Here is a 26,089-nt window from a genome sequence, read left to right on the forward strand (position 1 = left end):
CTTTACTAACACCTCTTTCTAAGCTTAACGTTTCATATCAGGTTATTGTTACAAATACTGCCGTTAGCTCACCTTTAACATACTCATGGGCCCAGCACGACCAACCCATATATTCACTTCTTTATATTCCTTTTATACACATACCTGCCCCATACCACCAACGCCGCGCATAACAAGATCACACAATAGGCCCAAACAAACAGCATGGCAAGCCCCAAGCCGATGTTGGCATCCAGGCGCTCATCAAAGATCTCTGTGTATAGCGAAAAACCGAGTGGCACAGCCCCGATAATGAAAAGCCCAATGAACCATCCACCCCAGCGTCGAAAACCAGACCCCGCGCCAGGACTGGAAAGTTTACGAACTCCTTTAATGAGAAGCCACAAAATTAGAATAAATAATAGACAGGTCATAAGAATTTTAAGCATGTCGTTCATCTGCATCTCGTTCGCCTCCTACGCTATAAATAATGATGAGTATCTTAACCAAGTAGTGTTTGAGACTTGATGATCATTACCCGTTTCCATGTCCCTTGATCACAGGCAGACACAATTCAGCACCCCAGACCTACATCCTATTCACATCACAGAAAAAAATGCCATCGTTCTGACTCCTTCCAAGTCATGAACGATGGCATTACTTCTCTTATTAACATTGTTAACCCATATCGAACAGGTTACGCGCCAAACTGCGCATAGTGAAGGCGGCTGTACACCCCACCTGCTGCGAGTAATTCTTCATGACGTCCCTGCTCCGTAATACCTTGTTCAGCAACGACAATAATGCGGTCTGCATTTTTGATCGTAGCCAATCGGTGAGCAATAACCAGTGTGGTCCGGCCCTCGGACAGTTCAGCAAGGGATTGCTGAATCGCCGCTTCCGTTTCTGTATCCAGCGCGGATGTGGCTTCGTCCAGGATCAGAATTGGTGGGTTTTTCAGGAACATACGGGCAATAGACAAACGCTGTTTCTGTCCACCGGACAGCTTCACGCCGCGTTCACCAATTAACGTATCCAATCCTTCCGGCATCGATTGAATCAAAGGTTCCATCTGTGCACGTCTGGCGGCCATCCAGATTTCTTCTTCGGATGCGTCCAGCTTGCCGTAGGCAATATTCTCGCGAATGGTTCCATCGAAGAGGAATACATCCTGTTGTACAATACCGATCTGACTGCGCAAGGAGTCCAGCGTCATGTCCTGTATCTCCTGACCATCAATCGTGATGCGACCTTCCAGCACATCATAGAATCGTGGCAGCAGACTGCACAGCGTTGTTTTACCTGCACCCGATGGACCGACGAGGGCCACAGTTTCTCCTGCATGTACATTAAGATCGATACCTTTGAGTACAGGCTCCTGATCCGAATAACCAAAGGTCACTTGCTCATAACAAATATCTCCACGCAAATGGGATACCGCAACGGCCCCTGGACGATCTTCCACATCCGGTTCCATATCAAGCAGCTCCGTATAACGTTTGAAGCCTGCAATCCCTTTCGGATACGTCTCAATAACCGAGTTGATCTTCTGAATCGGTGTCAGGAACACATTGGACAACATAATAAATGCAATGAACTGACCGTAGGTCATACTGCCGTTAATGACAAACCATGTTCCGCATACCAGGACAAAGAGGGATACCAGCTTCATCAGCATATAACTGACAGAGGAATTCCAGGCCATGATTTTGTATGCGATCAGCTTCGTTTGACGGAAACGACCGTTGTTCACAGCGAATTGTGCTTTTTCATGCTCTTCATTAGCAAAAGCCTGAACAACACGGATACCTGTGATATTGTTCTCTACACGAGCGTTGAAGTCTGCAATATCTCCGAACATTCGGCTGAATGCCTTGGACATTTTGCTACCAAAGTAGAGCGACAGATAAATAATCAGCGGTACGATGATAAAGGTTAACACCGCCAGATTTCCGTTAATGCTCATCATGATGCTGAATGCACCAATCAGTGTCATGACCGCGATAAATACATCCTCTGGACCATGATGGGCAATCTCACCGATATCCATCAGGTCGTTAGTCATGCGGGAGACGAGGTGCCCTGTTTTTGTATTATCGAAGAAACGGAACGATAACTTCTGCACATGATTAAACAGACTTTTACGCATATCCGTCTCAATGTTAATGCCCAGCTTGTGTCCCCAATAGGTAACCACGAAGTTCAGAAATGAATTCAGGAAGTAGATGCCTAGCAGTGCTAGACACGCCCATAGAATCCAGTCCCAGCGGCCGCCTGGCAGCAGATCATCGACTACCCGGTTGACCGCCAGTGGAAATGCCAGCTCCAGCAGAGCGACTAAAATCGCACAACTGAAGTCAAGAATAAAGAGCTTTTTGTAAGGCCTATAATAGGCAAAGAAACGGCGAAGCATGGACTGAAGTCCTCCTTATGCAACCACACAATGATGATTACGTTCTATTTCGTCTTGCTTAAGAGGTACAGGAAGTATGGCGCACCAATAATGGCAACCAGGATCCCCGCAGGAATCTCCGAAGGCTGTAGTATGACACGACCCAGCGTATCTGCAACCAGTACGAGCAATGAACCGATCAGTGCAGATGCGGGTAAAAGAAATTGATGTTTGGGACCGACCAGACGACGCGCCAAATGCGGTCCGATCAGACCAACAAAACCGATCCCCCCACTTACAGATACACATGAGCCGGCAAGTCCTACAGCAGCCGCAAGCAAAATCAGTCGCTCACGCTCAACCGGAGTCCCGAGTCCGCTTGCAGTCTGGTCCCCCAGATTCAGTACGTTCAATACACGTGCCTTATACAGAACAAGCGGGACAAGAATAATAAGAAACGGTAGCAATGCCGTTACAAATTTCCAGTTCGAACCCCAGATGCTGCCTGCCATCCAGGTAGCTACAAATTGATACTTTTCCGGACTAAGCCGTAACGTAAGCACGATCATGGCAGAACTGATTCCCGCCGCTACCCCGATCCCCGTTAGCAGCATACGCGTAGGCAGGATGCCCTCTCCTTTTTTATAAGAGAGAACGTAGATCAGAAATGCAGCAAAACCAGAACCGATCAGGGCCAGAATTGGTAAAAGAAATACCGGCGCCGCTGTCGTTGTCGGGAAAAAGGAAACAAATAACATGACGACCAGACCAGCACCTGCATTAATCCCGAGGATCCCCGGATCTGCCAACGCATTCCGAGATACTCCCTGCAAAATACAACCAGATAACGCAAGTCCGGCCCCGACCAGCACCGAAATTACAATACGTGGCAGACGGAATTCAAACAGGATCAATTCCTGTTTCGCCGTGCCTCCACCAAACAGGGTTCGCATCACCTCAAGCGGCGAAAGCTTGGTAAAACCTGTGTTCATGCTCACCACAAAAGCCGTAATAATTAATAGGGCAAGCACAATGAGGACAATCGTACTCTTGGTTCTCTTCTTGCGCTCTGCTCCAACTATTGTTGAGGATTCCATAGTTACAGAGTCCTCCTTTCTTTACGCGCCAGATACAGGAAGAATGGTACCCCGATGAGGGCAACCAATGCGCCAATTGGCGTCTCGTACGGCGGGTTAATCATACGTGCAGCCAGATCCGCAAATACAAGCAACAGACTGCCCATCACAGCGGAACATGGAATAATCCAGCGATAATCGACCCCAACCAGCTTCCGCGTGAGATGGGGAATAATGAGTCCAACAAAACCGACCGCACCCACCACGGACACAGCCGTACCCGCGAGAATCAGTACAACAATCAGGCCTATGAGCTTGATCAGCCCAGTACGTTGCCCCAAGCCCACCGCAATATCTTCTCCGAGACTAAGCAGAGTAATGGAACGGGAGATGAGAAGACCTGCGATCAGTGCCGCGAGTACCCATGGGAACATGACCTCAAGTTGAGACCACTTCGTTCCGGCTACACCACCGGCTGTCCAGAAAGCCAGATCTTGTCCAATTCTGAAATATAATGCAATCCCTTCACTGAGTGCCGACAACATCGCTGATACAGCCGCACCTGCAAGTACAAGGCGTAGTGGTGTAAGGCCTGATTTGGAAGCTGCACCAAAACCATACACCAACAGGACACCAAGCCCTGCCCCAAGGAAGGAATACATGATGATATACATAAATGGCAATCCAGGGAAGAAGGCAAAACAAACTGCAAGCGCAAATCCAGCTCCCGCATTTAACCCAAGCAGACCTGAATCGGCCAGCGGGTTACGAGTCATACCCTGCATGATCGCACCAGCTACAGCGAAACATGCACCTACCATTGCTCCTCCAAGGATACGTGGTAATCGAATCTCCCATATGATCTGATGTGGTGTCAGCTCAGGATTGAAATCAAAGATAGCCTTCCAGACTACACTAAGCTTAATATCAGCAGCACCAAATGAAATGGACAACGCCATACCCAGAGCGAGTAGCAAAACTCCCCCTGTAAGAATAAGTGTGGCTGCCCACGGACGAGTGTGTATCTTCGCTGTGGGTGAATCCGGATTATGTTTTTCTGGTGAAGCTTGTGAACTCATACGCGCCCACCCTCGTTATGAGTGGAGCTGCTCAAACCTATGTACATAACAATCACCTCTCTATAAATACCGAACTTTAATGATATTGATTCTCATTCCCATAGACCATTGTAAGTGAATCCACGGGCTCTGGCAATGGACAAATAGGACATGTTTATTGCATATATGAAGATTTGCACACAATTTTACACGCAAAAAGGCTGCGCAAGAGCCAAATAGCTCGAACACAGCCTTATCATTGCATATGTAGAACATGTAAAATACAGACTCGTTTAACGAGCATGTACCGTAAGTAAGGATGCCAGGACATCCGGAACATCAGTAATGATCCCTTGCACACCCATGTCAATCATGGCCTGCATCTCAGCAGGATCATTCACCGTAAATGGATAGGTAACAACGCCATGTGCCAGTGCAGCAGCAACATCTTCTTGTGTCACCGCCAGCTTGTAGGGATGAAGGCCGGTAGCCTCGAGTTTGGCGGCATAATCATAGGGACGATACAACTTTTCCATATATAGAAGTGCTGTACGAATCTCCGGGGCAAGACGTTTACATCTCACGAGCGATGCATGATTGAAGCTGGACAGCACGACCTGTTGCTCCAGATTCCAGTCCCGGATCGCCTGTATAACCATCTCTTCCATCCCTTTATAACTCACAATACCATTTTTCAATTCCAGATTAAGCAGGGTTCCTTTCCCCTGTACCAGCTTAAATAACTCCTCCAGAGAAGGAATACGTTCGCCGGCAAAATCAGCATGGAACCAGGACCCCGCATCCCGTGTGCGCAATTGATCGTAAGTCGTATCCTTAACCCAGCCTTCTGTGCCGCCAGTTCGGCTTAACGTCTCATCATGAATCAGTACCAGTCTGCCATCACTCGTCATCTGCACATCGGTCTCAATGCCTGTTGCTCCAAGCTCCAGACTCCGTTCAAAAGCGCTCATCGTATTCTCCGGGCATACGGCAGATGCACCACGGTGGGCAATAATCTCCATGTTCCTCATTCCAGCGCCTCCTGTGTTCAAGCTTCACTCTATGATCCTTACTATAAACACCGTTTGTTAGACCTGTATTAACAGAGCGTATAATCGGTTGCCTGCTTCGCTGATACTAGCGACCGGGCCCAACATCTAACGGGCTGGGGATTCACTCATTTTTGCGAACTCAATCTGAAAATCGACATAACATAGTATGAACGATGGAAGCACTGAACTCCGTTATAAGGAGGTTGACTATTGAATCCCTCAAAGAAAAAATCGATACCTACGCGTCCTCACACATCCCAGTTACAGTCGGCTTCCAGGCTTTCCAGATCATCTGTCCATATCAAAAACAAATCCGGCAAGACGGCTAATCAGCGTTCTCTTAACTCCAGTTCACCCAACACACTGGATCAGCTGGCTATTGTTGCAGCAATACTCTCCTTAATTGCAGCCGCCATCGGGCTATATATCGCCTGGAAATCGTTAAGTAATCCGGATCAAACTGCTGTTGTGGTGTAAGCTGCTTGTTGCGCAGCTAATGGCTCAGGAGGCTCTCTCCTGCTTCTGACCTTATTCAGGGGCAGGTTTTTGCTTTTTCAAATACTCAACGTATGCTGGAAACGTCAAAAAACCGTTCCCCTGAAACGCCGGCATATACCAGCGTCTCTTTGGAAAGGTCATTTTTTATTCGGGCGCTGCCTCTGCAGCGTCATCCCCGTCCCGGGATACTGACCGAATTACAGAATGAATGTGCGAGAGATAATAACCAACAGAATGAACAATACCAGAATTGCACCTGTCGATGTCCATGCTCCACCACCGAAGCCTCCGCAATATCCGTAACCTGTACCTTTGAGTTCGCTCATCAGTGACACTCCCCTCTTCATCGAAGTACACTATAGACTATGTCCGATAGCGCAACTTGCTTGGGCAGATCGAAAATTCTCCCGAGGAACGATTGGGTACAGGCCCGTCTTCTTATGCACTCATTTCCCGTTGAGTTGTGACCACTTCTGAGTCAGCTCTGCAGGAATATAGGATGACATTTGTTTGATCAGTTCAGCCGGATCAGCTTCCAGACTCCACAGACTGAGATGCGAAGTGTTGGAGAATCCTTCCTGTACGCTATGTTCTACCATCTTCATTAGCGGTCCATAATATCCGTTGACATTTAATAAGCCAACAGGTTTACGATGAATACCGATCTGTGCCCAGCACAGTACCTCGAATAGTTCTTCAAATGTACCCATGCCGCCGGGAAGTGCAATGAATCCATCGGATAATTCAGCCATCGTAGCCTTCCGTTCATGCATGGTTCCCACTTCAATCAGTTGTGTGAGCCCTCCGTGAACAACCTCGCCCCGGAACAATCCGGTAGGCATTACCCCGATTACCTCTCCCCCTTGCTCAAGAGCAGCATCTGCTACTGCACCCATCAAACCCATACAAGAACCACCATAGACCAGTGCATAACCACTATCGGCAATTTGTTTTCCCAGTTGAACAGCCTTCTCTGTATATTCGGGGTGATTTCCCGGATTGGAGCCTGCAAAAACAGCTATACGTTTCATTGGGTTTCACTCCTTCTCATGATCTTTTTAGATTGAACTAAAGAATATTTACACTTGCCACTTCGATGACAGAACAACCTTCCGATCGCTGTTATCACCAGATTTTTTGATTCAATTTTACAAAGGTGAATATCGTATGCTTCCGATGTAGCTTTCTTTCAGAAAGCTTTTAGGCGAACGCTCCGCTTCTTCAGGTTATTTCTGCCCTCTACGTTCTCGTGTAAATGTTTAGTTCAATTTATCTATTTTAATAATATATAACATGAATGTTATGGGTATGTACAACAGGTTAACAGAACTAATGGACAAAAAAATACCCGACCGTTTGCAGCCGGCCGGGCTCCCGTTTTAATACACATCAATTTAGAAGGGGTTGTTACTATCTAATATACAGACCGAACATTAAATCCATATGATCTTTGCATGAAATGAATATTAAATCTTCGTATAACTAACGTATCCCACGGCGTGAACGCACGACAAACATATGCTTGTCTTTACGCAGAACCCGGCCATCTGCAAGTTCGACCTGATCCTCATCATGACGCAGAATCGTTGTGGATAACGCTACAATCTTGGCCCGGCGCCAGATCATCACCTGTGACTTGAAATAGATTGCATTTTCGAACTGAATCGCCTTTTTCATCACATATCCAACCTTGTGCACTTCAGAACGTGCTTTCTTTAAGGGAAGACTCTCTTCGGGAAGAGGTCTGATCATTGCGATATTGTCAAACGATACCTTAATCCGTTTTGGTCCGATCCGTACACATTCCGCTTCTTCATCCCACTCGACCAGCGTTCCCTTCAATGGCTCCCGTATGCCTGTTGCACGATATACCGCTACTTTTCGTCCTATCCAATGTCGCAATGTTCTCACCTCCATCTGTCTAGTTTTCAGGTATCTTCCAATCGATCGGTTCAATACCTTTGGAGGTCAAGAAATCATTGGCTTTGGAAAAGGGACGACTGCCGAGGAATCCGCGATGCGCAGCAAGCGGACTGGGATGTGTAGACTCCAGTACCAGATGCTTGTCCCTGTTAATAAATGTACCTTTCTTCTGGGCATGACTGCCCCACAGCATATATACCATCGGCTCTGAACGTTCATTCAGCGCGCGAATGACAGCATCCGTAAACGTCTGCCAGCCCAGTGCCTGATGGGAGTTCGGCTGACCTTCACGGACCGTCAGAACAGCATTTAATAGCAGGACTCCCTGCTGCGCCCAATGAACCAGAGATCCATGATTCGGAATTGGCAGGTCCAGATCGGCATGAAGTTCCTTATATATATTTTTCAGAGAAGGAGGTACACGTACCCCCGGTCTAACCGAAAAGCTTAAGCCATGAGCCTGTCCCGCTCCGTGATAAGGGTCCTGACCAATAATAACGGCCTTAACCTGATGATACGGCGTCAGCTTCAGTGCGGAGAACAGGTCTTCTTTGGGCGGAAAGACCGTCTGCGTTTTGTACTCGGCGGCGAGAGTGTAACGAATCTTGTTAAAATATTCGGCTTCCGTCTCTTCCTGAAGCACCTTGTCCCAATCGTTTCCAAACATATGTATAGGCTCCTTTCCCCTGATGAATGCAGTTGCGTTCAGCCCAACTACTGAGCTCTTCCTTCTGAGAGCCGCATGTCATGCAACTCATAGACTATCCACCATTTTAACATAACCGGGGACAGCAGACCAGAATTGCACATCAGGGTATAAGTTCACCTCAAAATAAACCTTGTTCTTACTGCAATCCGTATACTCATACAAAAAAGTCATCTCGCTGTTGCGTGATGACTTGATGAATTTACACTTGGACGGGCACCTCTTCGACTTCTTTCACAAGCACACTGCTGATTCTCCGTAATCCTTCCTGAAGGACAGCACGGGGACAAGCCAGATTCAACCGAATACAACCCTCACCATTGGCTACAAACATATGACCATCTTCGAGCAACACACCCGCTTGCTCCGCGAAGAATAACGGTAAACTTACATGTTGGGGAGCATATGCCGAGATATCAATCCAGGCCAGATATGTGGCTTCCGGAATGTGAAAAACAGCTAGTGGTAGATGCTGCTTCACAACCTGTTCTACGCAGGCGAAATTGGCGTCTAGATACCCTTTTAATTGTTTCAGCCATTCATCACCCGTTTCGTAAGCCGCTTGCGTGGCAGCGATGCTCAGTGGGTTTTTGAAACCATAATGGCGTGCCTGCCAGATCTCTCGAAGTGCCTTATTCGGAATGATGACATTGGAGAACATCAGACCAGCCATGTTGAATGTTTTGCTCGGAGACATGCATGTAATGATTCGATCAGTATCCGGGAACAGCTTCGCGAGTGGCGTATGTCTCTTGCCAGTCCGCAGCAGATCACAGTGAATTTCATCCGAAATAATCCATACATTGTTCCTCAGACAGATCTCACCCACACGTTGTAACTCTTCCGTTGTCCAGACGCGTCCAGACGGATTATGGGGGTTGCAGAAAATACAAACCCTTACCTTTTCATCCTTGGCCTTGGCTTCAAAATCCTCAAAATCAATCGAGTAACGTCCCTGCTCATTGAGCATATCCGAACATACCAGTTCAAGATCATTATGCTCCGCTGCTGACTTGAAGAAACCATAAGACGGAGTCACGATCAGTACTTTCTCATCCGATTGACAGATATATTCCACCAGTTCATACAAAGCGGGGATGATCCCGTTTGAGGTCTCCAAATGCTCCTTCGGGAAGGACCAGTCATAGTATCTCTTCATCCAGTTCGAGACAGCTTCGTAATATGCCGGATCAAACACCTGGGAGTAACCCATAATTCTACGGTCCAGACGCTCCTTAACTGCATCCAGAATCTCGGGAGGTGTGGCAAATTCCATATCTGCAATCCACATGCGAATAAACTCTTCATCTTTGAATGGAAAAGTCATGTCCTCTGTGGCGTTAAAAATATATTGACGGAAACCATCCGTATTCATGGCATTTGTTCCTGTGCGGTCTATAATCTCATCAAAGTTATATTTCATAGCTTCTGCTCCTCTATCTGCTTTACTTTTTCATTGTCGTTTCATGTCGTATTACACCTATTATTTCATGACGCAAGAATTGCATCAAATGCAATACAATCTACCCTGACGAAACAAATGAAGTTAATTGTTTCTCCAAAATAGGTATTTCGATGAAAAAGTGATATATTTCTCATATAACATCATTTTTATGAATGACTTTCATCATTTTCACGTACTCTCAAGAAACATTGCATAAGGAGAACCGATTATGAACAATATCAATCAGGAAGTTGGCAAAAAAATACGAAACTTTCGGAAGTGGCGGGGACTGACCATCCAACAGCTTGCGGATCAGATCTTCAAGAGCAAGGGCACTCTGTCCAAATATGAAAGCGGAGATATTACACTTGATCTGGTCACGTTACATCATATTGCGAATGCGCTAAACATTCAGGTAGAGCAACTCTTGTATCAAGAACCTAGGCATGCATCTCCCCTGATGAACGCGGTCCCGTCCAGCTTTTTCAAGAACTCCACTCGTTTCTATTCCTACTTCTATGACGGGCGTAACAACAGTCTGATTCGTTGTGTCATTGACATGATGGCTCAGTCGGATGCCAACCGTTATCGCACCGTGATGTATATGAATGTGAAGGACTTTGAGAACTATCAGGAATGCGAGAATATGTATTGGGGCCACACCGAGCATTATGATACACTCACCACGCTGATTTTGAAAAATCAGGCTACACCGCTGGAGAATCTATATATTAATATTCTGGCTTCTTTTCAGGAATCAGAGAAAAAATGGGGACTGATGGCTGGTGTCTCCTTCAGACCTTTCATGCCGATCGCGCTCAAAATGTTATTCTCCAGAACCCCGTTGCCCGAGAATCAGGAGTTATATAATGAATTAAAAATCTCAAAGGAAGATCTGCGGACCCTGAAAATATACAACATGCTCGCTGTCACTTGAACAACGTAGCGTGTCACACATTCTCATATGGGATAGAGACAGTCCCTCCCCATTAGAAAAGGCACTTCTATAAGCTGTTGAAACCAGCTCATAAAAGTGCCTTTCGCTATGACGCCTATTCGATCCGGGAATAAGCGAGACTTACGCTTAGTTTTTAATTAAATCAAGCGTTTCGTCAAACATTTGTTTCTGTTCCTCAATCTTGTTCTCATTACCGATTACGCAGCGCTGTTGTTGTTCAAGTATGGCAGATAAAAGCTCAGCAAAACCGATAATGTCGCTTTCCTTCGTGCTTAACACTTCGTCACGTTCCTGTTGCAGATCCGCTTCAGTCACATTTGACAGATAACACTCCAGAGAGAATGCCCCCTCACCATAAGGTGTTCTCGGCGTATCAAGATCTTGGATCGCACCAATGATATAACGCGTCATTTCCCGCTCATCTGCCCGGAAATCGGTCAAATATTGCGGTATCTCTTCATATACTTTGTACGTTTTATCCAGGTTCGGATCACGATACGATGCAACGTAGCTGTCTCCGTTCCGTCTGAAGCCTGACATGCAGCCATAAGCTCCACCTTTGGCCCGGATATTGGTCCATAAGTAATCCAGAGACAGGATTCCCTGCAAGACCCGTAGTGAACCGGTGTATTGATATCCTTTGTCGATATAATTGCCCGTTTGCACCACGTACTGCACTTCTGACGGGGAACGGAATCCTTCCTTATGAGTAGCCGGTGTGAATGTAAATTCTTCCTTGGCAACCTCATGTGTGAATAGCTTCGCTTTCAGATCAGATACCCGTTGCTCCAGTCCTTCATATCCCTGATCATCCGCAGTGTAACTAACAAGCAAGTTCTCCGGTCTGAAAATATACCCCGTCAACTCTTGCAAGCTAGAAGATAACTCTTCTTTTTTAGCCTCAAAATTCGCCTGAAGATCCTCAAGCCACTGGTAAAACGCGATACCACTTACAGCTTCCCTGAAATCCGCAACCGCTGAATGTTTGGACGAAGACCGGCCAATTCCAGCAGAGTGTCCGCTATTGATCAGATTACGTTGCAGGTTACCTTTCATCTGGGAGATGATCTCATACAATCGCTTCGAATTATCGAATCGGGATGTGAACACAATTTCTTTGATCATATCAAAGGCAAATCCAAGCTTGTCATACAACACTTTGGCGTTGAACTCATAGGTAGCCTTGAATTCATTATGCTTATGTGCGTTGGCATAAGATCCAATCCCGCTATGAATACCGCCTGAATGAATATGAATTTCATTGGACAGTTCATTGAACGAGTAGTTTTGAGTATCCACGTAACCCAGTACATTCTTGAGCAACCCTGCATACGGCAGGAGATGACGTGGCACTTCTTTGATATCGAACAACAGTCTCAGATAACCAATTCCGTTGGTGTAGAGGTTATGATGAAGAATGGTTGTACCGTCGACCTGGTTCAACGTTTGATGCAACGTAGAGGCTTTTGGTTCAATATCTTCAATCGATAACGTCGGAATGACCTGCTGCTGCTCTTTGGTTGAAGGTGTATTCTGATACTCGGCGAGTGCTTCCGTTTTCTGAATCAACGTCTGAACTTCTTCCTCGCTAAGTCCGGCTTGGATGGTTTTCAGCCGTGCTTTCAGCGCTTCTTCTTTACGTGAATTCAACCCTTTGTCCGGTGTCAGAGCTACAAAGGAAGTATGTGTGTTTTGCAATAAATACTTCTCAATCAGTTGCTCGAAGTAACCTTCGTTCATTTTTGTCCGCAGCTCAGCAAATACGTCATTGGCTTCTAAATGAGTGAAAGGTGCATCTTCATCGTACAACCAGCTTTGCAGGGAGGAGAATCCGTAGATCAGACCCTTCGGCATTCTGCCATAGTCCGCTTCTCTGTGATTGAACTCATACGAGTTAATTCCTGCAAGGAGCGCTTTAGGATCAAAGCCTTCTTTTACCACACGCTCAAGCACTTCTTTGACCGTTCCGAGGAAATCCTCTTTGCTCGCCAGGTTACTCTTCTTCAGTCCCACCGTGAACACTGGCTGATACAGGCTGTCATCATACGAACCGTAGACGTCCTTCGCAATTCCTTTATCCAGCAAAGCCTGTTTCAATACCGCTCCCGGAGCGTTCAGCAGGGCGTATAACAGAATTTGGAACGAAATGTTCAGTTCCTTGTCCAGACTTGTGCCGATCACCGCATTATAGGTCAAGAAGCTGTTATCCACTTCCGATTCCGTACTTCCCGCAGAGTAAGTCTTAACTGTGTCTACCCGTTCTGCAAAGGCAGGTTGAAGTTGAATGGCCGAATCAATCTCGATTCGATCATATGCACTCAGGTAGTTCTCATCGAGCCATTGCAGCTTCTCTTCCATATCCATATCGCCGTAGAGATAGATGTAACTGTTGGAAGGATGATAGTATCTCGTGTGGAAATCCAGCAACCCTTGATAAGTCAGATCCAGGATAGCTTCTGGGAACCCGCCAGACTCAGAGGAGTAAGTGGTATCCGGGAAAAGGGAGTTCAACACTTCTCTGCGCACCATTCGTTCCGGTGAAGAAAAGGCACCTTTCATCTCGTTATATACAACTCCGTTGTAAGTTAACTCATCATCTGCAGAGGTCAGGTTGTAGTTCCAGCCTTCCTGCAAAAATATCTTTTCATTCTCATAAATGTTTGTATTTAATACCGCATCCAGATATATATCCATCAGGTTATGGAAGTCGTGATCATTACGACTCGCGATCGGATAGATCGTCTTATCGGGATACGTCATGGCGTTAAGGAATGTATTCAATGAACCTTTCAGCAACTCAACAAAAGAATCCTTGGCCGGAAATTTCTTGGACCCACAGAGCACGGAGTGTTCGAGGATATGGGCTACCCCTGTATCATCTTCCGGAGGTGTGCGGAAACCGATACTGAATACTTTGTTGTCGTCCTGATTGGACAAAAGTACAATTTTGGCCCCGGATTTCTGGTGCTCCAACAGATACGCATCCGATTTCAATTCTTCGATTCTGCGCTCCTGTAACACCTTGTATGGCTTAAGCTGTTTCAACATAAACTTGAGTCCTCCGTCCATAAGATTGTTTTATTGGTTTTGTGACTCTACATAAGTTCAAATATGGTTATTTACACGGGCACTCCGATGACAGAATAACCTTCCGATCGCTGTATCGTGTAAATGTGTAGTTGAACCTATATCGTTCAGCAAGGTAAAGGTAATATATGCCTATGGATAGTATACACCATTGTTCCGTCTCTTCATAAAAGTCAGATAAATGTACCTTCTGATATGTATTATGCAGGGTTTATGTTTATGAACTGCACGGTGAAGTGGTCAGCTATGACATCATATTCATAGTAAAGAACACAAAAAAAAGATCACATGCAGCTTGGTTAACAAGCTCATGCGATCTTTTTTTTAATATGCCGAGGACCGGGATCGAACCGGTACGGTAGTCACCTACCGCAGGATTTTAAGTCCTGTGCGTCTGCCAATTCCGCCACCCCGGCAGGATTATGTATTTCTTGGCGACAAGAAATATCTTACCATGAACTAATTAACTTTGCAACACTTTTATTAAAATAATCTAACTATATAAGTTTAACTAATGATTTACACGATAACGGAGAGGACAGAAAAAACTGAAAAAGCGAAGCGCTCGCCTAAAAGCTTTCTGAAAGAAAGCTGCATCGGAAGCATACGCTATCACCGGATTTTCCCTTGAGAAAAGGGAATCGAAAAAATCTGGGGATAACAGCGATTAGAAGGTTATTCTGTCATCGGAGTGTCAGTGTAAATAATCTTTAGTTCAACTTATATAAATGAAACAGGCACTGCAAGCGTCAGCTCGCAGTGCCTAGAAAGTCCGAGTTGCGGTCCCGGACTTCCGGTAAACCAATCTATATTAAGGGAGGTGTGAGATAAGAATACCTCCCCAACATTAAAGAAACCTAAAATCAGCCTTAAATTAAACTAAAAAAGTAAAATAGGTCGAACACGAGCCGCTTCTTCCTCACTGCACTCCACAATAACCAAGATATGGTCCTTTAACAGCCAATCTTCGTAATACCGCGCATCCTCCTCCGAAATCCCCGCTTCAGTCAGTGTAAGCACCAAATCATCAGTCTCACTCCCAATCTCATTACCAGCGAGTCTACGCACTGCATTTCCGATCGACATTGTCTGATCCATTCGCTTCCCCAGCCCAGCCAATATGCCTTTCAGAGCGCCAAAGGCACCATCTGTCCCGGCACCCTTCAACGGTTTGGGCAGCCCCGTCTTCTCGCTTACCAGCTCCAGATTGAGCTGCTCCTTCGCCACCGCTCCCAAATATTTATCCTTGATGCCTTCCTCTTTCACCTGATTCAGCATAATTATAGCCTCGTTTTCGGTACGGGCCAGCCCAATAATCAATTGTGTCATTCCGTTCCCCTCCTTTTACCCTAATATAACCCCGTAATCCCCATTCAAAAACGGATCGTCCACAGCTAAGACAAATCACCTAGAAGAATGTTGATTTCTCTTCTGGAAATCTATACCTAGTTCTGATAGACTAGATAAAGAAGACAAATTAACCATTGAAAACATTGACATATGGATTTAACATCTCATAATCAGGAGCAATGACTTATGAAAAAAGAGGTAGAAATTGCCATCCGGCGCAAACAACAGATCATGGTTCGTAATACAAGCGGTCAGACGGTAACTGGATTTCCCGAGCGTACCGCTGATACATCCATTCTTTCCTTACGTACGGTTCACGGCAGTCTGTGGATACCGTTTGATGAGGTTGAACATGTTACGCGTCTGTTAAGCATCCGGTCTCATCATTTAAGCGGAATGCAACTCGTATAGTCGGATCTGTAATCCTAGAAACTCAGTTCCCGTATAGATACGTTAACTGGATCTATTTATGCCAGCACATCATACCAAAAAACCAGACGCATGCACGTCTGGTTTTTCTCTTCTACTTATGCTGTACCACGCTGCCACTAGCCTCACAACAAAGGCCTTACTACTCTTGTTTCTGTCCACCCATATCCTGTTGTTACTTCACTACAAACTTCACTCGTGTTCCATCCGGATATGTACTTAACTGATTCCCTACCCATGAACCTGCACCACGATTATCCTTCGGGGTAATGTACTGGATATCTGCACCTGTTCCTCCCTCAGCACACATCGCCATGGGCCACTCGTCACGATCCTTACCTTTTTTGACCGGAACACCCTTAAGTGATAAATCCCGATTGCCTTCCGCTCCATTACGATCAATGGTGCATACATCCGAATGCCCTGCCTTGATAGCAGCTTTAATATGGTTGGCTGTTTCGGGATAACGCTCTGAAGGGAACGTAATGGTATGGTCTACACTCTTATTAGTCCCACCGAATGGAGAAGGTATCTCCTCCGGCCATTCGCCCCCAGCCCAGGCATAGAGGGCTACCAGAAGCATTGCTACCAGCGTCAAAACCTGCTTTTTGAAACCTTGTTTACCTTTACGCTTTCTTCTTGTGCGTCTCTTACTCATGCTGTGTCTCCCCCATTCAACACTTGCATTATAACAGAACACCCGTTCGTAAAACAATCCAAAAAAATAAAAAAACAGCCGAGACCGCCCGGCTGTCCTGCTTGATTATTATCCTACATTGGGAATGGCCTGTTGGCGCAGCAAGGGCAGTGTCACCTCAAACTGTGTGCCTTTCCCTTCTTTACTCTCCACCGAAATCTGACCATTCATCAGTTCCAGCAGTTCTTTGCAGATGGTCAGACCAAGACCACTTCCGCCAAATCGGCGCGCATGGGAGATGTCGGTCTGGGTAAATGCATCAAACAATTGTTCGATCTGATGCTGAGGAATGCCAATTCCCGTATCACTCACAGAGAATACCAATACAACGGTATCCATCAGTTGTTTCCTCACATCCACCTGTAACTGCACTTCACCTTGTTCCGTGAACTTGATCGCATTACTCAGCAAATTATCCAGTACCTGCCGAAGTCTTAGCGGATCACCGATAAGCACATCAGGAACATTCAGATCAGCATGACAGAGCAGACGTATTTGTTTATTCTGTGCCGCAGGTTCATGTGTCTTCACAATCTGTTGAATCAGCTTCAGGGGTTGAAACTCAATGTTTTCAACATCCATTTTGCCTCTGCCCAGTTTCGCCATATCCAGGCTATTGTTAATGATGTTCAGCAGCGCCTCACCTGATTGACGTGCAAGCTCCAGATATTCTTTCTGCTCATCCGTAGTTTCACCCATACTGGCAAGTTCGATCATGCCCATAATGCCGTTAAGCGGGGTACGAAGCTCGTGATTCAACTTGCCGATGAATTCCAATTGCCCTCTGCTGTTCATCTCAGCCATGGAAGTTGCAAACTTCAACTGCTGTTCAGCATACTTCCGTTCTGAAATATCGTATTGAATGCCTACAAAATATAAACACTCTCCAGATTCATTAAAGATCGGATCAATATTCAGTTCGTTCCAGAACTTCTGACCACTTTTTGTATAATTTAAAATATCAATCTTAATGGATTGTTGTTTCTTTAACGCATCACGAATCTGCATTACCGTTTCGGGGTCTGTATCCTGCCCTTGCAAAAATCGGCAATTGTGTCCGACAGACTCTTCATACGTGTATCCTGTCAGTTGGGTAAAGTGTTCGTTTACATACATGAGCGGAAGCTCAGGCAAGGTAGCATCGACCACCGTCACGGAGGATTTCACTTTCGAGATGATAAATTCCCATTGTAATGAGAGTTGATTATGTTGGCTCATGCCTTCCTCCTTCATCTAACACATTAATGTTTATATATTCTGCAATCGTACATTATAAGGAGAGAAAACTAACCAAACGGAATGTGTTGATATTAAATCAATATATTTTAATTGTAACACAGTTATTCAAGTCATGTGGTTCTTGGGTAATAGTTGATAACTAACATTACACAATAACCTAACTACTCATCAGGAGGAACATACATGAAATTTCTGTTAATTATCATCATTATCATTTTGATTGTAGTCTTTTTTACCAGACGCAAACGTTAAGATGAGATCCGTTATGTAAGTGAGAAAGGAAGATGGGTATGAGAACCCTCTTTTTTATATTCATGGTACTCTGTATCATCAATCTCTGTTTCCCAAAATTCGGCTGGTATCTGCGTTATGGCTGGATTTCCCGGGGTGAAGCCGAACCCAGCAGGCCTTATATGACTATGGTCAGAACGACCAGCCTGCTGATGTTACTTATCGCCTTCACACTCGCTATGGCATGAACTATAGGCATTAGAAGATGACTGCCCTGTTGGGCAGTTTTTTTGTGGGTGAAATGACGGGAAAATGATAACTTTGTTTGTGGTGTAATGATGACAATGCCCGTAATATAGATATATCGTTTCGGAAAGGACACCATTGGCATGAACATCGCATTTTATCCGTACTGGGCCGCCAAAACGCTGCTCTCGCTTATTAATGTCATATATATCATGGTCATTACTACGTTTATATACGGTCTCACTGGATCGGTACTCTCTGCTGCAATGTTTCCACTTATTCAGATCACTGCACGCATAATAGCAGGTTTCACTTTGCCATTACTTGTGAACCGTTTCCCATTCTCCAGACTACTGATCAGCATTTCCATAGCCAAAACATTAATCTTGACCTGTATAGCCATTTCGTTGAATCACTTGATTTCACAACTGCCGCTTCTATTGTTCGGCGTGGTCATACTATCCTTATTGGACGGATGGGAAACTCCGTTACTGAATGCTTTAACGCCACGATTGGTTCAAGGAGAAGACCTCGTGAAGGCAAATAGCCTACTATCTTTCTCCAATCAGACTGTAACCATTGTCGGTTACGCCATGACGGGATTCGCCGTGATGAACTGGGGGGCGTCACAGACCTTCTGGGCAGCTACAAGCCTGTCCTGGGCCGTTCTGATCTTCATGATTGCCATGGGCTCGCTCACACGGAATGTAGAACAACCTCAGAAATCTGCTGTATCGTGGAATGTATTTAGGGAAGGCTGGAGTATACTTTGGAACAATCCATCATTACGACTGCTCACGCTGATGGACATTGCTCAGGCTCTTGCGGGTTCCATCTGGATTGGAGCTGTCACACTGGCCTTTGCAAAAGAAGCTCTGGGACGAGGAGAAGGTTGGTGGGGACTCATGAACTCGAGTTACGCTGCTGGAACCATGCTTGGAGGTATTCTGGCTCTTGCGCTGGCCAAACGTATTCAGAAGCATCTAATCGCAAGTATGACCATGGGTTCTCTCCTCTTCAGCCTGCTGACCGTCGTTTATGGTCTAAACAACCTGCCATGGCTCGCTTTGGTGTTATGCATACTCATGGGTCCAGTTCATCAGATTCGTGATGTGGCTCAGCAGACAGCGCTTCAGAACAGTGTACCTGTCGAATCCTTAACCAAGGTATACGCCACTCATGGCTTCCTGATATCCACGGTTATGAGTGTATCCATAGTCATCTTTGGTCTAGTCGCAGATCAACTGGGCGTTCGGTGGGTATACCTTATCGGTGGAGCCTTGTTTATTGTATCTGCGATATGCTCATTATCGTTGAGCAGGGTTCACAGGAACCAGCCCATTGCTAAACATACGAAAAATATGTAAATCAAAGAGACGAGCAACATTCTGCTCGTCCCTTACAATCTCAATCCAATCGATAATCTGTCAGCGGCCTGCCTTTTTTATAATACAAATTAGGTGACAATATATTGAAGAAAATATGCACATCCGGCATGTATGCTTCTTCCAAAATAGCTTGCACCGACGATGCAATCCGATTATGAATCTCCTGGTCACGTTGAAACATCAGAATCTCTATAGAAGCCGGAGAAGGTGTTAGCGCTTGTACATCATGACGCTCTGCCTTCATTCTCTCCCTTGGAATATGAGTAATTAGGGCCATCTGCTCTGTAATTTGGGGTACAACTTCCTCTAGCTGAGGACCTGTGAATCCTTTAAAGCGAATAAACGGCATTGCTATCCCTTCAATCTCTGTTAATAGTCTCTTATGTGATTTTAAGCACATTGTTTTCAGTTGTCAAATATCATGGATGGCTATGTTGCTGCTTATAAATAGGAAAAGCCCCGCTGAAGTCTCAGCGGAGCCACTGTTTGTACGTTTCGATACGTGACTTACAGCCAGAAAGATTTTGTGATGATCACCAGCAGGATGAAAAGCACAAGAATTGCACTTGTAGAAGTCCATCCGCCACCAGCATTACAACAACCGTATCCAACTTGACTCATTTTGATTGGCCTCCTTTGAATTTCAAGGTATGCCATAACATATGCGTATTCCGCGCAAGTGACCGGGCGAATCGGCAAGTTCATCAGCCCATTCATCAAGGATTCATACCCGGTGATTTAACCGGATGGTTCGATGGAGATTTTCAGTTGTTTTTCTTGTGACTCCTGAGGTGACGGGTCTGTATTTTCTCTGTCCAGAAGGATTGTACGAGTACGTGTATCACTTCGGGATGTCAGAACAACCTTTCCATCAGGTGTAATAAAATAGGCGATTGGAATGGAGATCTCGCTATCACGGTACGAACCATCCGCATGGCTTGTCCCCATGACAATACATTGATGCTTCAAGGCGATCTGCCGAGCCTCTTCGACCCACTCACCGTACTGCTCTTCACTGAACATGCCCACACCAATGGAATGCATCACAATGTCCACATTCCCTATATTCTCATTGCCAAATCCTTGCAGGACCAGCTCATCACACAATAAAGTGCTTATTACCCAACCCTGTTCCTGAGCCGTCTCAGCAGGTGTATATTTAGCTTTCTCCAATACAATCTCTCCAGCCTTACTGATGATAATCGATCGGTCCTTTGGACGTTCGTCCAATCTGCGATGACCTGATACAATCATGGTCCCATATTCAGCCGCCAACCTGCAAGCTTCCTCAACATTCTGGTTCAGATAACCTTCAGGAAAGAGCAATATATCTGCATCAGGGTGTTGCTTGAGTTCGGCTTCAAGCTGCAGCAAATGCTGTTCCAGCCTCGGTTGTCCAATGATAATCTTCATCTGGCATCCCCCATTCATAAATAAAAGCCGGTTCATACCTGAATAAGGTACGAAACCGGCTTAAAGATTGTACGGACAGAACTCCTGCTCACCGTACTTCGCTTCAAGAGTAATTGGTTCTCATGTTATTGCTAGGTGAAACAATTACCTTTACAGTTGAATGATATGTAGTTAGGCATTTCTACGTTCAATACTATCATAGATAGCCTGCCCATCATAGCTTCGTTCTGTAGCGATATCTTTCACCAATAGGACACTGTCTGCATTTCCAGATAAAATACTCAGTGCCCCCAACACCCAAGCAAATGGATATAATGCAACGGATAACATTTTCTTCATAGCTCTGTCTCCTTTATGTACTATAGAAATAATTGGTTGAATATCCCATTAATACGATGAAGTTCAATTAAAGGTTTCAATTTCTATATAAACATTACCAATTACATCCAAGATACATATAGGAGACAAGACTTCAATTGTTCCGTTCAGATCAACTCGAAACTCTGGAGCAACGCTGCTGCCTCTTCATGATCAGGTTCCAGAGCTAGTACCTTACGGGTATATGACAGGGTTTCTTCTTCCAGTTCAAGTTCGTAACAGCACACAGCCAAATCGTACAAGACGGCTGGATTATGATTACTCGGGTCTGCAACCAATGATATCTCCAGAAACCGTTTTGCATCCTCATACATATACATCTCATATAACAGCTGCCCTGCCAGAAATGCGAGACCTCCTTGCTGCTCCATCACATAGTAGGAGGACCACATCGTATGAATACCAGACTGAATATCAAGCATTTCCTCATCACTTGCATCAGGAAGAAGACTGGAAATGTGGGTAGCACTGTGAATCAAGAACTCAGCATCATATCCACCCAGACGCCAAAACGGTAAAATATGCTTCAACTCCATACTTTCTATTCGAGAGTCTACCCATTGTTTCATACTGAAAAAGTCATCCGGCCCAAAACGTTCAACAAATCGATGGTAGGCCAGTCGCGTGTTCACATAACTGATCGGTTCGTCCACCATTAACATGCACCCAACGTTCAGATCTTTATAATGATGTGTTGTGAATCGCGTATGTGCTCCCTGTTGTTCCAAGACATATTGAATCGCATGGTAGTTAGCCGTTAAAGAAAAACTCCCGTGCAGAACGAATTCAGGTGGCTCTGCGAACTTCCAGTTATCCAGTCGATGATCCCCTTTATCAGCGGTAATCAACACATAACCTGACTGAGACAGCCTGTTCAACCGTTCGAGACAGGACAAGCCAATTGCGGGAAAAAGGATGTGTGAATCCTCCAGCTCCGCCTTGTACAATGTGATCAGTTCCGAATACGGATAGTTATCTGCACTGTATTCAGGCGCTCGGCGATACTCATAACTCAGCGTCATGTTCTTCAGCATCTCAGCGGGTTCAAGATCATGACGACGATCCGGAGACTGAACAAGCAGATCGCACTCGTAGATCTCGCCATCCCCAATATAGATTAATTCCTGCGGAATGCTGTCAAAAAAGTAATTGGCAATCAACAACAACGGTTGTTTCAGATCACCCGGCCGAATAACTGTACCCGCAACGACCAGTTTTAGCTCCGTATCTGCTACAGCGTCAAAACGCGCAAAATCCACTATACCTTGTTGAATTAAGGATTCCATGGATGGATGCTCTCTCCAACCCCGCACATTCTCCGCTACGAGATCTGTCAATACATATTTGAAAGGAGGTAAATCTATTCCTGCAAAATCCTTTAATTCAATCAGTTTAAGTAGGATTTGGTGTGCCAAACGCCCTACACCCGCCCCAAGTTCCAGAATAGTCACGGTCTCGGTGATCTGTCCCTTGTTCGCGAGGTCCTGAAGAAAGCCAAAAATCATCTCTGCATACGCCGTGGCAATCATCGGATTACTGGTAATATATTGAGGGACCTGATTCTCTGTCCAAGCCTCTAGCCCCTTTTGTTCATAATAAGCTCTCTGCCAATCCCAGACTGGAGCTTCGCTGTAACGAAAACGTTGACTTTCATTTGACGTCATTAAAATGGAAACCTGCTTTCTATCACTAATTTCATAAGATTCTCAGATGTTGACGGACTACTTTAGTTCGAATACCATTCAGTCTCTGTAATGCATTATATCATAGAACCCTGCCTACTCGATGAAGTTCAGTTTTCCCCTTTAACTAGAAAAAAACCTGCTTTTGAGGGCAGGTCTGTGATGTCCTTCATTCAAGAAGAATATTGATCTAATTCATTTAGGCAAGGCCGCTGAGCATTAGTCGGAATACAAGACTCCGTCGAAGTTCTCGGGGCCTACACGGATCGTACCCAACAAGTTGGAACTCACAAATGCAGTGTACGTCAATTGAGGTGTAATTGGTGGGTTGAAGTCATCGGCAGAGAAGGTAATAATCTGAGGTGCCAGGATGCTCAAACTAAATGTGGAAGTTGCAGAATAAATAACAGGATCTGTTGGCGCAGTTCCTCTGACAATTGTGATGGTGATACCAACCAGCGCTAAAGGAAGTTGTACAGACACAGTTCCCTTGAACTGCACCCGCGGGTTTGCTCCAATGCCAGCAGTGGTTATCAAACCGATTTGTCCAAATAATTGAGGCGTGTTAATTACAAGGATTGGTATGGCAATTGAGTTAGCCAAACTCGCATTCTGCGAGGTTCTTGCATCAATAAATTGACTCATGAAATCTACCTCCTATGTGTGGGATAGGATAGTATATGCGAGATTTGGTGTACGGCGTGGACATACACTGAATTACGCAAAAAAAGGGCATACTAGAAAGACACTATTAACAAATTACATTTTTGACTCTAGCACCTAAATGAAGACAGAAAAAAACCCTTGCTAGGCAAGGGTTTTAAGAGTATGGGCCCTACAGGACTCGAACCTGTGACCAATCGGTTATGAGCCGACCGCTCTAACCAACTGAGCTAAGGGCCCTAGACATAATGTATAACGTGCAGATGATGGCTGTGAATCATCCAAGTGAAACTAAATTGCGGGGGCAGGATTTGAACCTGCGGCCTTCGGGTTATGAGCCCGACGAGCTACCGGGCTGCTCCACCCCGCGTCAGTAAGAAATATTAAAACAGCGACTTAATTAATATACACTATCGTCACCCTATAAGTCAAGGGGTAAAGTCAGGGAATAAAACGTACACCATAACGACCTTTACGTGATCGATAAACTTCAACTTCCGCCGGTTCATTATGACCGTAAATCCACCCATCCTGCTCCATACGCTTGGCCAGACATCCTGCCTGAAATTTGGTTGCATACAACTTGCTGAAATATACCCAGTGCATACCGCTCGTCCTTTCCGGAGTCGTCATTTATTCCTGCTTTTTGTAGAATACCCCATTTTCATAAAAATAGCCGCCAAAGATTAAAATCTTCAGCGGCTATATCCTTATCATGATATGACTACTTCATCAAATCTCATTGAAACGTAGCTTTAGGATCCTTTTTCAATTTCTCCAGCATCTCGTTTCCTTTAGCTGCCCACTCACCAAGTGCTTCTTTTGGTGTCTTTTTGTTCTCTAGTACTTGGTTGAAATATTCCATACCTTTTTCATTGACTTGCCATAAGCCTGGGGATTTTTGATACATCTTATCCAGATTGGTATTTGTTGGCGGGACCGGCTTCAGCGCATAGAATGCTTGAATGTTATAATCCAGGCCATCTTTTGGCTTAATGAAGCTCTTCCGTGATACCATCTCATAGCTGCTACGTGCTTTGATCTTGGCCCAGTCCTCACTGTTCATGTACTTGATCAGTTCCCACGCATCATCCGGGTTCTGAGCCGCACTATTAATCGCCATGAGGTTGCTCAGATAGATGCTGCCTCCAATTTCAGGAGCTTCCGGGTGAACTGGAGGTGTTACAACATCCCAATCCACTTTCGTAAAGTCTTTCATTTTATCCGCATTTTTATTCGCATCAATTAATTGATTAATATAGCTGTAATCACCAATAACCATGGCTGTCTTGCCGCTCAGGAATAGGTCACCCTGTACCGGATCGTATCGTCCATTCGTATTCTGATCCTGCGGTTCGTCACCTTTAGGAATAACTTTGTCAATCGCAAGTTTGCTGATGGTGCTCCACACTTTCTCCCATTGAGGAGAATCTACTGTCATCTTCTCTGCTTTGTCATCAAACGTCTTCAGCTGCAACGAGCTGTAGTACTGTTGCATGGAGTAGTACGGCGAACCACCCTGATATGTCGTGAAGGAGAAACCAAATACATGGTCTTTACCTTCACCTTTCGTTAGACGGGTACCCAGATTGAAAATATCGTCCCATGTCATGTTGTCCGTTGGCGGTTCCACGCCTGCTTTTTCAAACATACCCTTGTTATAGAACAAAGCCGATGAGGAGAACGTTGGTGTCAATGCATAGATGCTCTGATCCCCAAGGTCCTTAATTCCCTCCAGTACACTAGGCACGATATCACTGGTATCAAACTTATCTTCCTGCATCAGTGGGTCCAGCTGTTTCACCAGATTCTCCTGAATTAATGATTTCACAGTGGCGGTATCGGCCACGATAACGTCAACCGGGTTATCCCCAGTCATAATCTTCTTCAGACTCTCCATCGTATCCGGGACTTCCGGCTGTTCTTCCGTGTTGCCATAACCATACATGCTGCTCTGATCAACAGCAGCTACAATTTCGATGGTTACATTGGGATGTGTCAATTCAAAAGCATCGGTGAATTGCTGACGGAAGTAACTGTCATCCTGTCCTCCCCACAACGTAGCCACACGTAATACACGCTGCTCCGTATCCTTGGCCTCACTTGCCGTACAGCCAGCAATCAGTGGCAGTGCTAGCGTCGCAGTAGCGATGACAGCCAGCACACGTTTTCCCCACATACTATTCTTCATTTCCCAGTT

General features: G+C 45.4%; 27 protein-coding genes and 3 tRNA genes. 5 read left to right on the forward strand and 25 right to left on the reverse strand.

Annotation, left to right across the window (positions count from 1 at the left end; all coding sequences use genetic code 11):
- Positions 1-113: 113 nt before the first annotated feature.
- The 5 genes from NZ043_RS30895 to NZ043_RS30915 all read right to left on the reverse strand — a co-directional run bounded on the left by NZ043_RS30895 (position 114) and on the right by NZ043_RS30915 (position 5,536).
- On the reverse strand, positions 114-443 hold the full coding sequence (locus tag NZ043_RS30895) for a hypothetical protein (RefSeq protein ID WP_339310060.1): 330 nt from the start codon (positions 441-443) through the stop codon (positions 114-116).
- Positions 444-676: 233 nt separating this feature from the next.
- A complete protein-coding gene (locus NZ043_RS30900; RefSeq protein ID WP_105599668.1) occupies positions 677-2,392 on the reverse strand; it encodes an ABC transporter ATP-binding protein in 1,716 nt (571 codons plus the stop codon).
- 44 nt (positions 2,393-2,436) lie between these two features.
- Positions 2,437-3,468, reverse strand: a complete 1,032-nt coding sequence (locus NZ043_RS30905) for an iron ABC transporter permease (protein ID WP_091028555.1) — start codon at positions 3,466-3,468, stop codon at positions 2,437-2,439.
- Positions 3,469-3,470: 2 nt separating this feature from the next.
- Positions 3,471-4,526 (reverse strand): iron ABC transporter permease, encoded by a 1,056-nt coding sequence (locus NZ043_RS30910; protein ID WP_036614761.1) that lies wholly within the window; start codon positions 4,524-4,526, stop codon positions 3,471-3,473.
- A gap of 272 nt (positions 4,527-4,798) precedes the next feature.
- Complete coding sequence (locus tag NZ043_RS30915; protein WP_091028554.1) at positions 4,799-5,536, reverse strand: glycerophosphodiester phosphodiesterase; 738 nt, start codon at positions 5,534-5,536, stop codon at positions 4,799-4,801.
- A 231-nt stretch (positions 5,537-5,767) separates the two neighbouring features.
- On the opposite strand from NZ043_RS30915, the gene NZ043_RS30920 reads away from it, so the two are divergent.
- Complete coding sequence (locus tag NZ043_RS30920) at positions 5,768-6,034, forward strand: hypothetical protein (protein WP_036614763.1); 267 nt, start codon at positions 5,768-5,770, stop codon at positions 6,032-6,034.
- A 218-nt stretch (positions 6,035-6,252) separates the two neighbouring features.
- Here the strand turns inward: NZ043_RS30920 and NZ043_RS30925 are convergent, their stop codons facing one another.
- The 5 genes from NZ043_RS30925 to NZ043_RS30945 form a co-directional block, all read right to left on the reverse strand.
- Positions 6,253-6,381, reverse strand: coding sequence for a hypothetical protein (locus tag NZ043_RS30925; protein ID WP_255319930.1), 129 nt, complete (start codon positions 6,379-6,381; stop codon positions 6,253-6,255).
- Positions 6,382-6,501: 120 nt separating this feature from the next.
- On the reverse strand, positions 6,502-7,086 hold the full coding sequence (locus NZ043_RS30930) for a TIGR00730 family Rossman fold protein (protein ID WP_091028552.1): 585 nt from the start codon (positions 7,084-7,086) through the stop codon (positions 6,502-6,504).
- A gap of 451 nt (positions 7,087-7,537) precedes the next feature.
- The gene (locus tag NZ043_RS30935; protein WP_017687369.1) at positions 7,538-7,957 is read right to left on the reverse strand and encodes a hypothetical protein; all 420 of its coding nucleotides are present in this window, start codon (positions 7,955-7,957) and stop codon (positions 7,538-7,540) included.
- Between the two features lie 19 nt (positions 7,958-7,976).
- Complete coding sequence (ung, locus tag NZ043_RS30940; RefSeq protein ID WP_091028548.1) at positions 7,977-8,645, reverse strand: uracil-DNA glycosylase; 669 nt, start codon at positions 8,643-8,645, stop codon at positions 7,977-7,979.
- 241 nt (positions 8,646-8,886) lie between these two features.
- A complete protein-coding gene (locus NZ043_RS30945) occupies positions 8,887-10,107 on the reverse strand; it encodes a MalY/PatB family protein (protein ID WP_339310065.1) in 1,221 nt (406 codons plus the stop codon).
- 250 nt (positions 10,108-10,357) lie between these two features.
- Here NZ043_RS30945 and NZ043_RS30950 point away from each other — a divergent pair, with 250 nt between their 5' ends.
- A complete protein-coding gene (locus NZ043_RS30950; RefSeq protein ID WP_017687366.1) occupies positions 10,358-11,065 on the forward strand; it encodes a helix-turn-helix transcriptional regulator in 708 nt (235 codons plus the stop codon).
- 147 nt (positions 11,066-11,212) lie between these two features.
- Here the strand turns inward: NZ043_RS30950 and NZ043_RS30955 are convergent, their stop codons facing one another.
- The 3 genes from NZ043_RS30955 to NZ043_RS30965 all read right to left on the reverse strand — a co-directional run bounded on the left by NZ043_RS30955 (position 11,213) and on the right by NZ043_RS30965 (position 15,502).
- Positions 11,213-14,134: an insulinase family protein gene (locus tag NZ043_RS30955; protein WP_339310067.1), complete on the reverse strand. Its 2,922-nt coding sequence runs from the start codon at positions 14,132-14,134 to the stop codon at positions 11,213-11,215.
- A 369-nt stretch (positions 14,135-14,503) separates the two neighbouring features.
- Positions 14,504-14,589, reverse strand: a tRNA-Leu gene (locus NZ043_RS30960).
- Positions 14,590-15,052: 463 nt separating this feature from the next.
- A complete protein-coding gene (locus NZ043_RS30965) occupies positions 15,053-15,502 on the reverse strand; it encodes a general stress protein (RefSeq protein WP_253501886.1) in 450 nt (149 codons plus the stop codon).
- A gap of 207 nt (positions 15,503-15,709) precedes the next feature.
- On the opposite strand from NZ043_RS30965, the gene NZ043_RS30970 reads away from it, so the two are divergent.
- Positions 15,710-15,934: a hypothetical protein gene (locus tag NZ043_RS30970; RefSeq protein ID WP_017687353.1), complete on the forward strand. Its 225-nt coding sequence runs from the start codon at positions 15,710-15,712 to the stop codon at positions 15,932-15,934.
- A 193-nt stretch (positions 15,935-16,127) separates the two neighbouring features.
- On the opposite strand, the gene NZ043_RS30975 is transcribed toward NZ043_RS30970, so the two are convergent.
- A complete protein-coding gene (locus NZ043_RS30975; RefSeq protein ID WP_105599677.1) occupies positions 16,128-16,610 on the reverse strand; it encodes a NucA/NucB deoxyribonuclease domain-containing protein in 483 nt (160 codons plus the stop codon).
- 108 nt (positions 16,611-16,718) lie between these two features.
- Entirely contained in the window at positions 16,719-17,867 is a 1,149-nt protein-coding gene (locus NZ043_RS30980; protein WP_165980228.1) for an ATP-binding protein, read from the reverse strand.
- A 311-nt stretch (positions 17,868-18,178) separates the two neighbouring features.
- On the opposite strand from NZ043_RS30980, the gene NZ043_RS30985 reads away from it, so the two are divergent.
- Together NZ043_RS30985 and NZ043_RS30990 are read left to right on the forward strand one after the other, a co-directional pair.
- Positions 18,179-18,367 carry a DUF6199 family natural product biosynthesis protein gene (locus tag NZ043_RS30985; RefSeq protein ID WP_051447369.1) on the forward strand — a complete coding sequence of 63 codons (189 nt, stop codon included), beginning with the start codon at positions 18,179-18,181 and terminating at the stop codon, positions 18,365-18,367.
- Positions 18,368-18,508: 141 nt separating this feature from the next.
- Positions 18,509-19,732 carry an MFS transporter gene (locus tag NZ043_RS30990; RefSeq protein ID WP_339310071.1) on the forward strand — a complete coding sequence of 408 codons (1,224 nt, stop codon included), beginning with the start codon at positions 18,509-18,511 and terminating at the stop codon, positions 19,730-19,732.
- A gap of 40 nt (positions 19,733-19,772) precedes the next feature.
- Here the strand turns inward: NZ043_RS30990 and NZ043_RS30995 are convergent, their stop codons facing one another.
- The 10 genes from NZ043_RS30995 to NZ043_RS31040 all read right to left on the reverse strand — a co-directional run bounded on the left by NZ043_RS30995 (position 19,773) and on the right by NZ043_RS31040 (position 26,080).
- Positions 19,773-20,102, reverse strand: coding sequence for a DUF1904 family protein (locus NZ043_RS30995; protein ID WP_091028528.1), 330 nt, complete (start codon positions 20,100-20,102; stop codon positions 19,773-19,775).
- Positions 20,103-20,260: 158 nt separating this feature from the next.
- Complete coding sequence (locus tag NZ043_RS31000; RefSeq protein WP_082219140.1) at positions 20,261-20,374, reverse strand: YjcZ family sporulation protein; 114 nt, start codon at positions 20,372-20,374, stop codon at positions 20,261-20,263.
- Positions 20,375-20,491: 117 nt separating this feature from the next.
- On the reverse strand, positions 20,492-21,166 hold the full coding sequence (locus NZ043_RS31005) for a hypothetical protein (protein ID WP_339310073.1): 675 nt from the start codon (positions 21,164-21,166) through the stop codon (positions 20,492-20,494).
- A gap of 171 nt (positions 21,167-21,337) precedes the next feature.
- Entirely contained in the window at positions 21,338-21,505 is a 168-nt protein-coding gene (locus NZ043_RS31010; RefSeq protein ID WP_339310075.1) for a hypothetical protein, read from the reverse strand.
- A 146-nt stretch (positions 21,506-21,651) separates the two neighbouring features.
- Positions 21,652-23,208 (reverse strand): tetratricopeptide repeat protein, encoded by a 1,557-nt coding sequence (locus NZ043_RS31015; RefSeq protein WP_339310077.1) that lies wholly within the window; start codon positions 23,206-23,208, stop codon positions 21,652-21,654.
- 237 nt (positions 23,209-23,445) lie between these two features.
- A complete protein-coding gene (locus NZ043_RS31020; protein WP_062835427.1) occupies positions 23,446-23,871 on the reverse strand; it encodes a hypothetical protein in 426 nt (141 codons plus the stop codon).
- 184 nt (positions 23,872-24,055) lie between these two features.
- Positions 24,056-24,129 (reverse strand) — tRNA-Ile (locus NZ043_RS31025).
- A gap of 56 nt (positions 24,130-24,185) precedes the next feature.
- Positions 24,186-24,259, reverse strand: a tRNA-Met gene (locus NZ043_RS31030).
- Positions 24,260-24,330: 71 nt separating this feature from the next.
- Positions 24,331-24,522, reverse strand: coding sequence for a hypothetical protein (locus tag NZ043_RS31035; RefSeq protein WP_047843730.1), 192 nt, complete (start codon positions 24,520-24,522; stop codon positions 24,331-24,333).
- A 106-nt stretch (positions 24,523-24,628) separates the two neighbouring features.
- Complete coding sequence (locus NZ043_RS31040; protein ID WP_339310080.1) at positions 24,629-26,080, reverse strand: extracellular solute-binding protein; 1,452 nt, start codon at positions 26,078-26,080, stop codon at positions 24,629-24,631.
- Positions 26,081-26,089: the final 9 nt, after the last annotated feature.

The sequence above is a fragment of the Paenibacillus sp. FSL k6-2145 genome, assembly GCF_037976585.1.
Lineage (GTDB): Bacteria > Bacillota > Bacilli > Paenibacillales > Paenibacillaceae > Paenibacillus.

Bases quoted from the DNA above. Each gene is read 5' to 3' on its own strand.
- NZ043_RS30895 (WP_339310060.1), bottom strand. From the start codon at position 443: ATGCAGATGAACGACATGCTTAAAATTCTTATGACCTGTCTATTATTT.
- NZ043_RS30900 (WP_105599668.1), bottom strand. From the start codon at position 2,392: ATGCTTCGCCGTTTCTTTGCCTATTATAGGCCTTACAAAAAGCTCTTT.
- NZ043_RS30905 (WP_091028555.1), bottom strand. From the start codon at position 3,468: ATGGAATCCTCAACAATAGTTGGAGCAGAGCGCAAGAAGAGAACCAAG.
- NZ043_RS30910 (WP_036614761.1), bottom strand. From the start codon at position 4,526: ATGAGTTCACAAGCTTCACCAGAAAAACATAATCCGGATTCACCCACA.
- NZ043_RS30915 (WP_091028554.1), bottom strand. From the start codon at position 5,536: ATGAGGAACATGGAGATTATTGCCCACCGTGGTGCATCTGCCGTATGC.
- NZ043_RS30925 (WP_255319930.1), bottom strand. From the start codon at position 6,381: ATGAGCGAACTCAAAGGTACAGGTTACGGATATTGCGGAGGCTTCGGT.
- NZ043_RS30930 (WP_091028552.1), bottom strand. From the start codon at position 7,086: ATGAAACGTATAGCTGTTTTTGCAGGCTCCAATCCGGGAAATCACCCC.
- ung (WP_091028548.1), bottom strand. From the start codon at position 8,645: ATGTTTGGAAACGATTGGGACAAGGTGCTTCAGGAAGAGACGGAAGCC.
- NZ043_RS30945 (WP_339310065.1), bottom strand. From the start codon at position 10,107: ATGAAATATAACTTTGATGAGATTATAGACCGCACAGGAACAAATGCC.
- NZ043_RS30950 (WP_017687366.1), top strand. From the start codon at position 10,358: ATGAACAATATCAATCAGGAAGTTGGCAAAAAAATACGAAACTTTCGG.
- NZ043_RS30955 (WP_339310067.1), bottom strand. From the start codon at position 14,134: ATGTTGAAACAGCTTAAGCCATACAAGGTGTTACAGGAGCGCAGAATC.
- NZ043_RS30965 (WP_253501886.1), bottom strand. From the start codon at position 15,502: ATGACACAATTGATTATTGGGCTGGCCCGTACCGAAAACGAGGCTATA.
- NZ043_RS30970 (WP_017687353.1), top strand. From the start codon at position 15,710: ATGAAAAAAGAGGTAGAAATTGCCATCCGGCGCAAACAACAGATCATG.
- NZ043_RS30975 (WP_105599677.1), bottom strand. From the start codon at position 16,610: ATGAGTAAGAGACGCACAAGAAGAAAGCGTAAAGGTAAACAAGGTTTC.
- NZ043_RS30980 (WP_165980228.1), bottom strand. From the start codon at position 17,867: ATGAGCCAACATAATCAACTCTCATTACAATGGGAATTTATCATCTCG.
- NZ043_RS30985 (WP_051447369.1), top strand. From the start codon at position 18,179: ATGAGAACCCTCTTTTTTATATTCATGGTACTCTGTATCATCAATCTC.
- NZ043_RS30990 (WP_339310071.1), top strand. From the start codon at position 18,509: ATGAACATCGCATTTTATCCGTACTGGGCCGCCAAAACGCTGCTCTCG.
- NZ043_RS30995 (WP_091028528.1), bottom strand. From the start codon at position 20,102: ATGCCGTTTATTCGCTTTAAAGGATTCACAGGTCCTCAGCTAGAGGAA.
- NZ043_RS31000 (WP_082219140.1), bottom strand. From the start codon at position 20,374: ATGAGTCAAGTTGGATACGGTTGTTGTAATGCTGGTGGCGGATGGACT.
- NZ043_RS31005 (WP_339310073.1), bottom strand. From the start codon at position 21,166: ATGAAGATTATCATTGGACAACCGAGGCTGGAACAGCATTTGCTGCAG.
- NZ043_RS31010 (WP_339310075.1), bottom strand. From the start codon at position 21,505: ATGAAGAAAATGTTATCCGTTGCATTATATCCATTTGCTTGGGTGTTG.
- NZ043_RS31015 (WP_339310077.1), bottom strand. From the start codon at position 23,208: ATGACGTCAAATGAAAGTCAACGTTTTCGTTACAGCGAAGCTCCAGTC.
- NZ043_RS31020 (WP_062835427.1), bottom strand. From the start codon at position 23,871: ATGAGTCAATTTATTGATGCAAGAACCTCGCAGAATGCGAGTTTGGCT.
- NZ043_RS31035 (WP_047843730.1), bottom strand. From the start codon at position 24,522: ATGACGACTCCGGAAAGGACGAGCGGTATGCACTGGGTATATTTCAGC.
- NZ043_RS31040 (WP_339310080.1), bottom strand. From the start codon at position 26,080: ATGAAGAATAGTATGTGGGGAAAACGTGTGCTGGCTGTCATCGCTACT.